At 39.8% G+C, this 13,463-nt stretch carries 12 protein-coding genes; 4 read left to right on the forward strand and 8 right to left on the reverse strand.

From position 1 onward, the window contains the following. Positions 1 to 19 precede the first annotated feature (19 nt). Positions 20 to 1,288 carry a hypothetical protein gene (locus NST93_RS13100; protein WP_405097726.1) on the forward strand — a complete coding sequence of 423 codons (1,269 nt, stop codon included), beginning with the start codon at positions 20 to 22 and terminating at the stop codon, positions 1,286 to 1,288. A gap of 42 nt (positions 1,289 to 1,330) precedes the next feature. Here the strand turns inward: NST93_RS13100 and NST93_RS13105 are convergent, their stop codons facing one another. Next, a complete protein-coding gene (locus NST93_RS13105; protein WP_405097728.1) occupies positions 1,331 to 2,236 on the reverse strand; it encodes a LysR family transcriptional regulator in 906 nt (301 codons plus the stop codon). A 144-nt stretch (positions 2,237 to 2,380) separates the two neighbouring features. Between NST93_RS13105 and gdhA the strand changes: the two genes are divergently transcribed. Further along, positions 2,381 to 3,748: an NADP-specific glutamate dehydrogenase gene (gene gdhA / locus NST93_RS13110; protein WP_405097730.1), complete on the forward strand. Its 1,368-nt coding sequence runs from the start codon at positions 2,381 to 2,383 to the stop codon at positions 3,746 to 3,748. Between the two features lie 464 nt (positions 3,749 to 4,212). On the opposite strand, the gene NST93_RS13115 is transcribed toward gdhA, so the two are convergent. From NST93_RS13115 to NST93_RS13135, 5 genes are all read right to left on the reverse strand, one after another. Then, positions 4,213 to 4,737, reverse strand: coding sequence for a CueP family metal-binding protein (locus NST93_RS13115; RefSeq protein ID WP_405103878.1), 525 nt, complete (start codon positions 4,735 to 4,737; stop codon positions 4,213 to 4,215). A 142-nt stretch (positions 4,738 to 4,879) separates the two neighbouring features. Then, complete coding sequence (locus tag NST93_RS13120) at positions 4,880 to 5,674, reverse strand: ABC transporter ATP-binding protein (RefSeq protein ID WP_405097732.1); 795 nt, start codon at positions 5,672 to 5,674, stop codon at positions 4,880 to 4,882. Beyond that, positions 5,675 to 6,661: an ABC transporter permease gene (locus NST93_RS13125; protein ID WP_405097734.1), complete on the reverse strand. Its 987-nt coding sequence runs from the start codon at positions 6,659 to 6,661 to the stop codon at positions 5,675 to 5,677. Positions 6,662 to 6,738: 77 nt separating this feature from the next. Then, positions 6,739 to 7,737, reverse strand: coding sequence for an ABC transporter substrate binding protein (locus tag NST93_RS13130; RefSeq protein WP_405097736.1), 999 nt, complete (start codon positions 7,735 to 7,737; stop codon positions 6,739 to 6,741). A gap of 70 nt (positions 7,738 to 7,807) precedes the next feature. Continuing rightward, a complete protein-coding gene (locus tag NST93_RS13135; RefSeq protein ID WP_405097738.1) occupies positions 7,808 to 8,125 on the reverse strand; it encodes an RNA polymerase sigma factor in 318 nt (105 codons plus the stop codon). 197 nt (positions 8,126 to 8,322) lie between these two features. Here NST93_RS13135 and NST93_RS13140 point away from each other — a divergent pair, with 197 nt between their 5' ends. Then, positions 8,323 to 9,585, forward strand: a complete 1,263-nt coding sequence (locus NST93_RS13140) for a GGDEF domain-containing protein (protein WP_405097740.1) — start codon at positions 8,323 to 8,325, stop codon at positions 9,583 to 9,585. Between the two features lie 37 nt (positions 9,586 to 9,622). Here NST93_RS13140 and NST93_RS13145 read toward each other — a convergent pair whose 3' ends face one another. Together NST93_RS13145 and rlmN are read right to left on the reverse strand one after the other, a co-directional pair. Continuing rightward, positions 9,623 to 10,927, reverse strand: coding sequence for an acetyl-CoA hydrolase/transferase family protein (locus tag NST93_RS13145; protein ID WP_405097742.1), 1,305 nt, complete (start codon positions 10,925 to 10,927; stop codon positions 9,623 to 9,625). A gap of 77 nt (positions 10,928 to 11,004) precedes the next feature. Then, positions 11,005 to 12,081: a 23S rRNA (adenine(2503)-C(2))-methyltransferase RlmN gene (gene rlmN, locus NST93_RS13150; RefSeq protein ID WP_405097744.1), complete on the reverse strand. Its 1,077-nt coding sequence runs from the start codon at positions 12,079 to 12,081 to the stop codon at positions 11,005 to 11,007. 362 nt (positions 12,082 to 12,443) lie between these two features. On the opposite strand from rlmN, the gene NST93_RS13155 reads away from it, so the two are divergent. Next, positions 12,444 to 13,460, forward strand: a complete 1,017-nt coding sequence (locus NST93_RS13155) for an LLM class flavin-dependent oxidoreductase (RefSeq protein ID WP_405097746.1) — start codon at positions 12,444 to 12,446, stop codon at positions 13,458 to 13,460. Positions 13,461 to 13,463 lie beyond the last annotated feature (3 nt).

Consider the following 13,463-nt stretch of genomic DNA (forward strand, 5'->3'; position numbering starts at 1 on the left):
TTGAAATGGAGGGAACATCATGCATGAAAAATTGCAAGAGCTCATAACTTACACGTCAGAGAAATTTAACTTAACAGATTATGAATTGAAGCGCCACCACTTTTTCAAGGAAAAACATCGTTTGAATGAGACTGTTTATATTCTAAATATGGAGTGGTTCCCGAGAGAAGCTATTGATGAAGGTGATGACTTTAATCCGCCTGGAGCAATCAGTATTGACCTTGATTTTCATACAAAGCAATTAAAAGATATTGTCTTTGTTCATGGTATCAATCGGCTGGAAGCAAATCTTCCAGAAGCAGACCAAATCGAAGCAGCAATTGAATGGGTTGAACAAGAAAGCGGACTGGAATTTGGCCGGCAGTTCAAATTAATAAATAATGATGGTACCCAGCTGAGCTTTCGAGCAGCTGCAGATAATATTGCTGTATTCCCTTCTGGATACATTCAATTGGATTTTAACGAGGAAGGGAAACTAAGCCAGTATTCCATTCACGGAACATTTCCCGAGGAAGATAAAATCAGATGGGAACCATTTAACTTAACAAGCAGTCAAACTGAAAATATCGTAAAGCAGCAATGCACCTTGTTCGAGATTCCAATCGTTGATCAAGAAAAGTGGTTAAACGTTTATGGGGTTTCTGCTTGTTTCATTACAAATGATGGGGAACGAATTATTGCATTCGAAGAAGTTGAGAATGACTTTTCATACACCCCATTACAAACAACATTACATTGGGAAACGATTGAAGAAAGAGCATTCCCTGCTCAGGATATTGATATTAGTACAGAAACAACACTCGAAGCAGCATTGGAAAACAAGCAACCAGCCGAAAGTCAGCACATCAGTGAGGAAACACAGCAAAATGCAATCTCACTCGTGAAAGCTTACCTGCAGTCCATTAAACCTGAGGATTCAGGTAAATGGAAGATTACTTCTTTACGCCGTGAAGCAAGCTACTTATTTGCTGAGTTAAAGCTCGCTGCAGGTGAATCACGTGTTATTAATCGAAAAATAACCATCATACTTGATGCCGCAACACTTCAGCCAGTAAATCACGTTGATAATGTGGCCTTGCTGGAAACGTTCCAAGTATTCAAAGAAGCAAAAGAAGCAAAGCTTTCGTTAGCTGAAGCATTTAACACACTGTTCCAGTATGTTGAAATCACACCTGTCTATGTTTACAGCAAAACCGAAGACATGTACAAGCTCTGCGGAAAAATTGACTGTGACTATGCAATCGACGCCACAACCGGTGAACTAATCACACTCGACGAATTAAACTAACAACTTGGGACAAGAAGGACCAAACCCTGATTGTCCCAGGCTTTAATTTTGAAATCGTTCGATCCTGCTGAAGAAATCAATTACAAAGTCATAAAAAATTTTTTCTGTTGGTAAAAGCTCGCGTCCTTCTGGAATGATAATCCCAACAGTTCTTGTAACAACTGGTTCAGTGACTGGTATTCGCACCGTTCCTCTTGGCAGATTCTCTACTAAGGTGCTTTCCGGTATCAGGCTGATTCCTAATCCGGCAGAAACCAATCCCTTTATCGCATCAATATCTGCCCCTTCAAACGTAATATTTGGGCTAAAACCAAACTGCTTACATGCCTGAATAATCATATCTCGTAAAATGTAATTCTCAGGAAACATAATAAAGTTTTCCGTGCGCAGCTGATGAAGCTTTAACGTTTTCTGCTTTGCTCTTGGGTGATTTAGTGGCAGAAGCGCAACAATATGCTCTGTTGATAATACCTTCCCTATTAATTGCTTGTCTTTTGTAGGAACAGGTGCTAGCAGTGCCATATTTGCTTTACCTCTGCTTACAAGCTCCTTCAGCTCATAATAATTGCCTTGCACTAAATTAAAATTCACACTTGGATACTCCCTGCGAAATGCAGAGATGATTGTAGGAAGTATGTAAAGCGCAAGACTGCTTGCAAATCCGATATTAATCGTCCCTTTTTCCGGATCTGTATATTCATGAATAACCTGTTTAGCGTCATCAATAACCTGAAGAGCATATTCCATCCGTTTAAGAAAAACTTCCCCAATTGGTGTAAGCCTCACTCTTCTCCCATCGCGAATAAACAAATCAACACCAAGCTCGTCCTCCAGTTTCGTAATCTGCCTGCTAACGGCAGACTGAGCGACATGCAGATTATTTGCAGCTTCTGTTACGTGCTCTCGTTTAGCCACTTCAATGAAATACTTAATTTGTCTGAGCTCCATCTTTCACCCACCCCCAACCCATTATCTCATAACGGCATTGATTTTATCTATTATTAGTATTGTTTAGATGAATTGAAAGTATTAAAATGGAAATATATTGTATACGTAAGGAATCAATAGGAATAAGGAGGGTAAACGATTATTATGCAAACAACATTAGTTAATAATCATGTTTCAGCGTATTTAGACGAAATCTATGATTCCGTCGTCAAACGAGACCCAAATGAAGTTGAATTCCATCAGGCAGTTGCCGCATTTCTCCAGTCGATTTTACCTCTCTTAGAGAAAGAACCCCACTATATTGAAAAGGGAATCCTTAAACAAATCGTTGAACCAGAGCGTGTGATAACATTTCGCGTTACATGGGTCGATGATAACGGGGAAACCCAAGTAAACCGCGGATACCGCGTTCAATTCAATAGTGCAATCGGTCCTTTTAAAGGCGGGCTGCGTTTTCACCCGACAGTTAACCAAAGCATTGTAAAGTTTCTCGGCTTTGAACAAACCTTTAAAAACGCTCTAACAGGACAGCCAATCGGCGGTGGTAAAGGTGGTTCTGATTTTGATCCAAAAGGCAAATCAGACATGGAAATTATGCGTTTCTGCCAAAGCTATATGACAGAGCTCGCGAAGCATATTGGACCAGACGTTGATATTCCAGCCGGGGATATTGGAGTAGGAGCCAGAGAGATTGGTTATATGTTTGGGCAATATAAACGCATTCGCGGTGCTTATGAAGCTGGTGTGCTCACTGGAAAGGGGCAGGAGTATGGCGGAAGTCTGGCCCGAAAAGAAGCAACAGGATATGGTACGATATACTTCCTGAATGAAATGTTAAAGGATAATAAAATTCCGCTTAACCGAAGTACTGTTATCGTTTCCGGTTCTGGAAATGTATCCATCTATGCCATGGAAAAAGCAATCGAATTTGGTGCCAAAGTTGTTGCTTGCAGTGATTCTTCAGGTTATATCTACAATGAAAAAGGCATCGACATAGAAACCGTTAAACAAATAAAAGAAATTGAAAAGGGACGTATTCAAGATTATCTTAAAAAATATCCTGAGACGACTTATAAAGAAGATTGCTCTGGAATTTGGAGCGTTCCATGCGATGTTGCACTACCTTGTGCTACACAGAATGAGCTTGATGAGGAAAGTGCAAAACAGCTCGTTAAAAATGGCGTAAAAGCCGTTGCCGAAGGAGCAAATATGCCAAGCACTCCTGAAGCAATTGAAGTTTTTCTTAAAAATAATATTCTTTTCGGACCTGCAAAAGCAACAAACGCAGGCGGTGTCGCTGTTTCTCAATTGGAAATGGCACAAAACAGCATGCGGCTGAAATGGTCATTTGAAGAGGTAGATGAAAAACTGCAGGAAATCATGAAAAATATTTATAAAAACTGCAGAAGTTCTGTAGATGAATTTTATAACGCAACAAATCTAATTCAAGGGGCAAATATCGCCAGCTTTAAAAAAGTTGCTGATGCAATGATTGCTCAAGGTGTAATCTAAGCACTTAAAAACATACTAAGATTAGTGGGTAAGATCATCGACGGATGACCTTACCCACTATTTCTTTTTTAAGATAAAGTGAGGCCAAGGCATAACTCATACCAACCAAATAAAAGAAGAACATTATCGAATAAAGAGCTTTAAATGTTAACTTTTTATAACCGGAAAATGATTCATAGTCGATAGAAAATGTTGATCACCTTAATTCAGAGTAATGTTCGTTTTGCTTTTTAATTATCCTGCTGAAGGTCCGCATTCCAATTGCCCCTTCGCTTTCCGCAGGCGGCTGATGAGCCCCTGGAAAGCGAAGTGTATTCGGGCTGCAATTTTCCAGAGGAGTATGCTAAGTACTGAATTAAGGGCATCAGGAGTTCACTTAAAATCCGAACGAAATCAAGGTATTGTTCGGATTTTATTAAATTATATTTCTTTTGTCCCAAACTTTTTTTAATGTTAAATACGTCTTAAACATCATGCTTTTCTTCAAGCTGCATTGTAGTTATACAGGTCTGATCCCCATCATATGTTGAAAGCACTGCCTCAGCAGTTTTACCGTCATGGTTTACTTTTACATGATACTCATCGTTCCTTGGCAGCCATAAATCAATAAAACCATTTTTCATTGTTTCCATCGTTTCATTCATAACAATCTTTCCTTCGCTGTCAACAATCTCTACAGCAAACTTTTCTTCAACCATCTCACCTTGACAGCCAGTTAAACTATGAATTTCACATGGGTGTGTCTGCTCCAGATAAGGGGCTATGGACAAGAAAAATTTATCTTTTGGAAGGTCATACGTTGTCTGCTCCTTATTACTGTCTGTTACAATCAACTCACTTGATGTAATGGATGCAGAAACGTCCTCAAAACTGCCCACACTATATTCATGTACTAATTGTTCGATATCTGCAGTTTCATCTGCTGCATTACAAGCGGTGAGCAGTGCGAAACCTACTATTACAAGGAAAATAAACTTCAGCTTTTTCATCATTTATTTCTCTCCTTCTGTCCATTTACTCCTTCATTTTAGCATGAGGAGCAGGTTAGAGAAAAAAAGAATATGACAACTTTCATACATTTAACTGTATGTATAAACTTCAGTATGCAGTAAGGTCTTTCAGAACCGCTGCCTACCCCAATACTGCCCGGTCATCTTCAAATTGCTCTCCACGGATACGCTGGAATTCATTAAGCAGATCCTTTACTGTTAATTTTTGCTTTGCTGCACCGCTTGCTTCAAAGATAATCTGACCTTTATCCATCATAATGATGCGATTTCCAAGATCAAGTGCCTGCTGCATATTATGTGTAACCATTAATGTGGTAAGTCCTGCCTTTGATACGACATCTTTTGTAAGCTCTGTTATTAGTTCAGCACGCGATGGATCAAGCGCTGCTGTATGCTCATCCAATAGAAGTATATCCGGGTTCGTAAAAGTTGTCATAAGCAGAGACAGTGCCTGTCTTTCCCCACCGGATAAAAGTCCAACCTTTGCTGTTAAGCGATCTTCGAGTCCTAGATTTAATGTGGTCAAATAATCACGAAACATCGCACGCCGGTTCTTATTTACACCAAACGTCAATCTGCGCTTCTTGTTTCGCGAATACGCCATAGCCAGATTTTCTTCTATTGTCATAGAAGGAGCTGTTCCTGCCATCGGGTCCTGAAATACACGGCCAATAAATCTGGAACGCTTATATTCGGGCAAGTGGGCAACCTGTTTGCCATTAATCATCACGTCCCCTACATCAGGAAATAAATGACCGGCAATTACGTTCATCAACGTTGACTTCCCCGCTCCATTACTTCCAATGACCGTAACAAAGTCGCCTGTCTCCAAATGTAAATTGATATGATTCAATGCTTTCTTCTCATCTACCGTGCCTTCATTAAAAATGATTGATATATCTTTAATCTCAAGCATTTACATTCCTCCTGCCTGGCGATGACTTAACGCTGCCCGTTTTTCCAGACGGCGTTTCTTTTCCCGCTGTGCTTGTAAGATTTTTGGAGAGATAAGGGCGATAATTACGATGACTGCTGTAATCAGCTTCATATCCCCTGTCTCGAGAAAACCAACACGCAAGGCTAACGTAACAATGATCCGATAAATAATTGCGCCGCCAATAACTGCAAGCGTAGCTCTCGCAATTGTTTTCGTGCCAAATAAAGCTTCACCAATAATGACAGAGGCAAGTCCAATTACAATCATTCCGATTCCCATGCCAACGTCAGCGAATCCGCCTAATTGTGCAATCAAGCCACCAGATAAAGCAACGAGTCCATTTGAGATTCCAACCCCCAGAATCGTTAAATTATCTGTATTTGCAGACAGGCTGCGGATCATTCGTTTATTGTCACCAATTGCTCGGATAGCGAGCCCAACCTCTGTCTTTAGAAAGTAATCTGTAAAAAGCTTAATAATAATTGTCAGAATAAGCATGAAAACCAAGATGCCCCACGTGCTTGGAAAGCGGTCGAGACCAGTCATACTTAAAAGGTTATTAAGAAGTGAATCAATTCCTGTTGCAGCCCATACGCTGCCTAATTGATCAAAAGCTGTTGTTTCAATATGCATAGACAGGGTTGGCTGACCAAGAATTCTTAAATTAATCGAATAAAGTGCGGTCATCATCAGAATCCCAGCCAGAAGAGCATTCACTTTTCCCTTCGTATGCAGTAATCCTGTAATGGTGCCCGCAATAAAACCTGCAATACCCGCTAGGATTGTTGCTAGGATTGGCGGAACACCATTAATAATTGAAAGTGCGGCAACAGCAGCACCAGTTACGAAACTTCCATCCACTGTCAAATCCGGAAAGTCCAACACACGAAATGTCAGATATACGCCAAGTGCCATAATCGCGTAAATAACACCCGATTCTACAGCACCAAACATCGAAATAAACATAATTAGTAATCCCCCTGCTGTACTCTGCTAAATAGGTAAGATAAGTCGCTATAAAGCACGACTTATCTTTATTTTTCTTAGTCTATAAATTGTGCTGATTCATCCCAGTCTGTATTCCATTCCACGCCTTGCTCTTCCGCTCCCTGCTTATTAATGAAAAGCTGAATTTCCGTCGGGTACTCCACAGGGAAATCACTTGGAGATTTATCACCTGCAAGAATTTCTGCTGCTATCTCACCTGTACGATAGCCAATCGTTTTATAATCAATCCCGAAAGTTGCAAATCCTCCTTTTGCGAGTGAATCCGGCTCACCAACAATCAAGGGAATATCCTGATCATTTGCAACGCCAATTACACTGTCTAATGCCGAAACAACGGTGTTATCTGTAATAATATAAAAGACATCAACATCACCTGCTAATGTCGTTGCAGCCTGCTGCACCTCAGCAGTATTGGCCACTGTACGTTCTTCGATTGTAAGTCCAGTGCCTTCTGCTGCTTCTTTCACTGTATCGACTTGACGCACAGAATTCTGTTCGCCTGCATTATAAACCATTCCAACGCTTGCATCTGGGAAATAATCTACAATAAATTGAACTGTAGATTGAATTGCCTTCGGATGAAGGTCAACAACACCAGTAATATTGCCGCCCGGCTCCTCCATGGATGGTACAAGCTTGGCATCGACTGCATCCGTCACCGAAGTAAATACAATCGGAATTTCGCCTGTTGCCTGCAAAGCGCCAAGCGCACTAGCTGTAGAGTTAGCAAATATAAGATCAACATCATCTGCTACAAAGCCATCTGAGATGGGCTTTACATTATTTTGATCACTTTGCGCACTTTGAAAGTCATATTCCACATTTAAACCAGCCTCTTTCAGCGCTTCTTGGAAACCTTCATATGCTGCGTCAAGGGATGGATGTTCTACAATTTGTGTTGCCCCTACTTTATAAACCTTTTCATCGCTATCGCTATTTGCATTTTCTCCCGTATCTGAATCTGAATCACTTGTGCCACATGCTGCCAGCACAAGCATGCCAATTGTAATAATGAATACTACCAGCTTCTTCATTTTATCCCCCCTGTAGTTTTAACGCGTTAAAGCGTTTATGTATAAAAGCGATTGTATCACAGATTATTCATTAAAGATAGAATTTTTTCACATTCCTGACTACTTTGGTATTCCGAATACTCATCACCGTCCAGGCGAAGTCGTCACGCCTTTTAAAAAATCGCCTGCTTTCATTAATTAAGATGCGATAAAACCATGGTTTAAATGGTTTCTTTAAAACAAAGCTTTCAATATTACGATAAACCTTTATAAACGTTTCCTGCACGATATCGGCAGCAACACGATTACTCTTTCTAATTGCATAGGCAGTCTGCATCGCATCATCCACATAGCTGTCATACAGTGTGTGAAATGCTTCCTCGTTGCCCTTTTTTTCACGGTCTGTCAATCGGACTCGTCCCCTTAGATAAACACCCCTGCTCTATATCCCCTGCATCTTTAGCAAAGGTTTTTAAACTAACTTAATTTTTATTAAATTCTCATTTTATTTTCCCGAAATGTATGTTATGATTAATACGTAATAGGGATTTTTACCCATTTAAATGCATTCATTTCTTTTAGCGGGAAAAATGGAGGTTTACTTTAATGGTTAACCGTTTAAAAATTTATATCATTTCTATTTTCATTATTTCATTGGCTATCGCAGTTCTTTCTGGTCCAATTCAAGTCGATATCAGCTTATACGCAAAAATACTCGTTATCTATTTGTTGTTCACCACACTTTATTCCCATCTGAAAACCATTGTGAAAACCGGTAAAGTAAATGTTGATTATAGTGTGTCCTATGGGCTTTCTTTTGGCCTCTTTGCTGGTCCTTTAGGTCTTTTCCTTTTTGAATTGATTAATCGCTTCTATGTTTTTCTGTACCGCAAGAAAACAGATACAGCAGATGAAGATGAATTTTTACATACATTCTATAATATTGGGGCACCTGTCATCCTGCATTCCATTGGTTTTTATCTTTACTATATGCTTATCCCTTATTTTGAAAGTCTGCCGCTCTTTGGTTATTGGCTGCTGATTATTTTAATTGTTTTTCTAATCGATTTGCTGTCTTCGCTTTTCTTGCTTGTTGTGCTATATATTGTTGGCGATATTAAGACAAGAAAGGACAGTTTGGAGTTTATCAGAGAAAGAAGCAAACTGGAGTCACTGCAAAAGGCAATTACTAACGGACTTTTATTTATCTTTATTATGAATAGTGACTGGGAACTAATGATAGCTTTATTTCTGCTAAATTACATTTTCAGTCATTCCGCTGTACTAAAGTCTCAAAGCATGCAGCATAAGATTGAAAGAGACCGTTTTGAACAAATGGCATATACAGACTTTTTGACAAAGGTTCATAACCGGACATATATGAATAAAATAATGAAAGATTTGGATGAATCAGGCGAAGAACTAGGAATTGTTGTTTGTGATATCGATACGTTTAAACGAATTAATGATACGTATAATCACACTGTCGGAGATCATGTCATCCAGCACTTTGCGGCTAATCTAAAACGTTTGATACATGCGGATGATTATTTATTCCGCAGCGGCGGAGAAGAATTCACAATACTTCTGCGGAAGAGAGATTATGCTGCTTGTAAACGGTTAGTAGATAAGATTCAAAACGAAATTCAGCATTCCAAAACAAAAGCAGAATACCGTGGTAAGCAAATTGAGATTAATTGTACTGCTTCTTTTGGATTGTATTATTTCAAGACCGCGGAAGATATAGATATAAAAAAGGGCTATGTTCAAGCAGACGAATTATTGAACATCGCAAAAAATAGAGGAAAAAACCAAGTAATCTCAAAAAACGGCTATCGTGCATTTCCAGTATCTGCACGGTTTCATTAAAAGAAAAGCAGCCGGGAAAATGGAATCCCGCTGCTTCTTAAATTAGAATATTTCTTTCCTTTGCTTGCGCCACTAATTCTTCCCTGAATTTCGGATGCGCAATATCAATTAATGCTTTTGTTCGTTCACCTATTGTCTTTCCACGGAGCTTGGCAATACCATATTCTGTGACAATATAGTCCACATCATTTTTGCTCGTTGTAACAATTGCTCCTGGACTTAATATCGATTTGATTCTGCTCACTGTACCACCTTTAGCTGTTAAAGGAAAAGCAAGAAAACTCTTTCCTCCTTCAGATTGGACTGCCCCCCGAACGAAATCCACCTGTCCTCCTGTTCCGGAAAAGTGCGCTGTCCCAATTGATTCAGCACAAACTTGACCAAAGAAGTCGATTTCAATTGCAGAGTTAATGGACATGAAATTTGGCATGTTTCTAATGATGTTTGGATCATTAATATGCTGAACCGGCAGCATTTTTACATCAGAATTATTATGTATATAATCATAAACCCGCTTCGAACCAAATGCAAAAGAAGCTACTGTTTTCCCCGTATGAAGCGGTTTCATTTTATTGGTGACGGCACCGCTTTCAATTAAATCAATCATGCTCTCTGTAAACATCTCCGTATGGATGCCAAGATCTGTCTTCTCTTGCAGTGCCAGACCAACTGCATCGGGGATAGCCCCTATTCCAAATTGAATGACAGCACCGTTCGGAATTTCATCCGCAATATATGCAGCAATCTGCTTACTGATGTTGTCTATTTCGGGACGAGGCAAGTCTGGGAGCTGCATATGATTTTCACATAATCCATCCACTTTTGAGATATGGACTGCCGGACCTGTTACCGAGCGTGGCATATTTTCATTCACTTCTATGTAGATCCGCCTTGCCCTCTTTAACAATGCTTCACTCAATGATGCAGAGGCTCCTGTACTAAAATAGCCCGCGTCATCCATTGGAGCAACACAGATAAATAAAGCATCAATTTCAGCATGCCCTTCTATCATTGATGGGATATCATGAAAATATGATGGCATAACGTCTGCAAATCCCTGATTTACTGCTTTTCGCGCAAAACCGCTTGAAAACCAGGAAACCCCTTTATAATGTTTCTTATATTTCTCATTGTAGACACCGAGCGGGAACCATTCTAACATTGTATGATAAGCAATACCTTGTAAATTATTCTCTTTCACATACTCATCCAATGCTTCTGTAATTGCTGGAGGAAGGGAAAGACCAATATCTGAAGCGCAGACCCAATATGACTCAACTTTTTCCGCAATTTGTCCGGCAGTCATTTTTTTACTTTCATAAAGTGTTTGAAACTGTTTCATCGCTTTTACCCTTTCTTCCGTTTATTTTTAAAAAGCCTCCATCAGCTTCTATTGCCTAATGGAGGCTTTCCTGTCATTTAGATTGCTCTTTTTTTCTTCACTTTCTCAATTTGCTTACTTCTTAATTGTCCGCACGCAGCATCAATATCTGCTCCATTTTCCCAGCGCACGCCAGAGTTGATGCCATTCGCCTTCAATGTTTGGTGAAACGCCTCTATAGCTTCGGTTTCACTTCGTTTATATTGAATATGTTCATCAACGGAGTTGTAAGGTATAAGGTTCACATACGCCAAATGACGGTGATTATAAAGCAACTTAGCAAGTTCTAATGCTTCCTTCTTATGATCATTAACATCTCTTAACATAATGTATTCATAAGTAATGCGTCGATTGGTCTTTTCTAAATAATAATCGACAGCCTTCATTAATTTTTCCAGCGGGAAGGCTTTGTTAATTTTCATAATCTGTGTTCTAAGCTCATTATTTGGTGCATGAATTGAAATTGCCAGATTCACTTGGATGCCAGTATCTGCAAACTCATAAATTTTATGTGCCAGTCCACTTGTTGAGACCGTAATATGACGAGCACCAATATTTAAGCCATTCTCATCATTCATTACATGCAAGAAGCTCATCAGATTTTTAAAGTTGTCAAATGGCTCACCAATCCCCATTACGACAATGTGGCTTACACGCTCACCATTCCCCTTTTCATCTAAATGCTTCTGCACGTTCATAATTTGCTCAACAATCTCACCGCTTGATAAATCCCGGTTTTTACTGAGCAGTCCGCTTGCACAGAAAGAACAGCCAATATTACAGCCAACCTGCGTCGTTACACAAACAGATAACCCATAATTAAATCGCATTAATACTGTCTCAATTAAGTTTCCATCTGCTAATTTAAATAAATATTTTATTGTGCCGTCCTTTGATTCCTGCTTTATCTCTTCTTCCAGTGTATGAATTACGAAATGTTCTTCAAGCAGCTCAATTGTTGATTGATTCACATTCAGCATTTCGTCAAAATGATTAATGCGTTTCTTATAAATCCAATCCCATACTTGATTGGCACGGAAACGTTTCTCCCCGTTCTCGGTTAACCAATCCTCTAATTCATTATACGTTAATCCATAAATGGATGTCTTTGACATGTGATACCCTCATTTCTTAAATCCTCTATTTTTATCTTACTTTATTGCAAGCAATGTAGCAAATGGAAATTATGGCGTTTTTGTAGCAATTGTGATTGCCTTGAATCCTTCTATTGGACTGCAATCTGCAAAAGCTTTATCCTTTATTATAAGGAATTCTGCTTTCGCACTAACTGCCGATCACATTGCCTTTGCCCCAACTGATTGAAGTTTCACTATAAATCAGCTCTATACTGGAATGATTCATACTTCCAGGGACAAGCTGTTTATATACCTCTTGGTTAGCATGAGCATCGAGACGAATGAATGAATGTTTTCTGTGCGGAAGTTGAATAAGGAATTTATAAAGGAGTGTGCTTTACTTGAGCAATAATCAAATAAATAAATTTAATGGTATACCGTTGTCCGTGTTGGACCTGGCACCAATCCAGGAAGGAGCGACAGCTGAACAATCCTTTAAAGAGAGTGTAGCACTCGCCCAGCATGTAGAGAAATGGGGCTTTCATCGCTACTGGCTGGCCGAGCATCATAATATGCCAGGCATCGCCAGTTCAGCAACCTCCGTTTTAATTGGGCATATCGCTGGCAATACCAAGCATATGCGTGTAGGTTCTGGCGGAGTCATGCTGCCAAACCATGCAACACTTGTTATTGCAGAACAGTTCGGTACACTGGAATCACTTTTTCCCGGCAGAATCGATCTTGGCTTAGGCCGTGCTCCTGGGACAGACCAAGCTACAGCATACGCTCTGAGACGTACACTTCATGCTGGGCCTGAAGAGTTTCCAATGCAAGTAAGTGAATTACAGGATTATTTCTCAGCAGATCCCATCTCCCGTGTTCAAGCAGTACCAGGAAAAGGACTTGATATCCCAATCTGGCTGCTGGGCTCGAGTGACTTTAGTGCAAGACTTGCAGCTGAAAAAGGACTATATTTCTCCTTTGCCAGTCACTTTGCACCCGCATATACTGTTCCAGCATTAAATCTGTACCGTGAAAACTTTAAGCCTTCAGCTGCTTTGGAAAAACCTTATGCAATGGTTGGAGTCAATGTGATTGCAGCCGATACGATGGAAGAAGCGGAAAAACTTGCGACATCACATTATATGCAGATGCTCTATCTCCGCCGTGGCAAGCCAAGAAAATTGCAGCCGCCAATTGACAGTATGGATGCAATCTGGTCGCCAATGGAGAAAGCTGCTGTTTTAGAATCACTTGATCCAAGAACAACGATTGTCGGCGATCATGAAACCGTAAAGAAAGCCTTAATCGCTTTCCAAGAAAGAACAAAAGCAGATGAGATTATTATCAGTTCACAAATTTTCCATCTGGAAGACCGTTTACGTTCCTATGAAATAGTTTCAGAGCTATTTGACTAAACC

This window comes from Oceanobacillus sp. FSL H7-0719 (assembly GCF_045040795.1).
GTDB lineage: Bacteria > Bacillota > Bacilli > Bacillales > Amphibacillaceae > Oceanobacillus.

Bases quoted from the DNA above. Each gene is read 5' to 3' on its own strand.
- NST93_RS13125 (WP_405097734.1), bottom strand. From the start codon at position 6,661: ATGTTTATTTCGATGTTTGGTGCTGTAGAATCGGGTGTTATTTACGCG.
- rlmN (WP_405097744.1), bottom strand. From the start codon at position 12,081: ATGTCAAAGACATCCATTTATGGATTAACGTATAATGAATTAGAGGAT.
- NST93_RS13130 (WP_405097736.1), bottom strand. From the start codon at position 7,737: ATGAAGAAGCTGGTAGTATTCATTATTACAATTGGCATGCTTGTGCTG.
- NST93_RS13120 (WP_405097732.1), bottom strand. From the start codon at position 5,674: ATGCTTGAGATTAAAGATATATCAATCATTTTTAATGAAGGCACGGTA.
- NST93_RS13100 (WP_405097726.1), top strand. From the start codon at position 20: ATGCATGAAAAATTGCAAGAGCTCATAACTTACACGTCAGAGAAATTT.
- NST93_RS13145 (WP_405097742.1), bottom strand. From the start codon at position 10,927: ATGAAACAGTTTCAAACACTTTATGAAAGTAAAAAAATGACTGCCGGA.
- gdhA (WP_405097730.1), top strand. From the start codon at position 2,381: ATGCAAACAACATTAGTTAATAATCATGTTTCAGCGTATTTAGACGAA.
- NST93_RS13115 (WP_405103878.1), bottom strand. From the start codon at position 4,737: ATGAAAAAGCTGAAGTTTATTTTCCTTGTAATAGTAGGTTTCGCACTG.
- NST93_RS13140 (WP_405097740.1), top strand. From the start codon at position 8,323: ATGGTTAACCGTTTAAAAATTTATATCATTTCTATTTTCATTATTTCA.
- NST93_RS13105 (WP_405097728.1), bottom strand. From the start codon at position 2,236: ATGGAGCTCAGACAAATTAAGTATTTCATTGAAGTGGCTAAACGAGAG.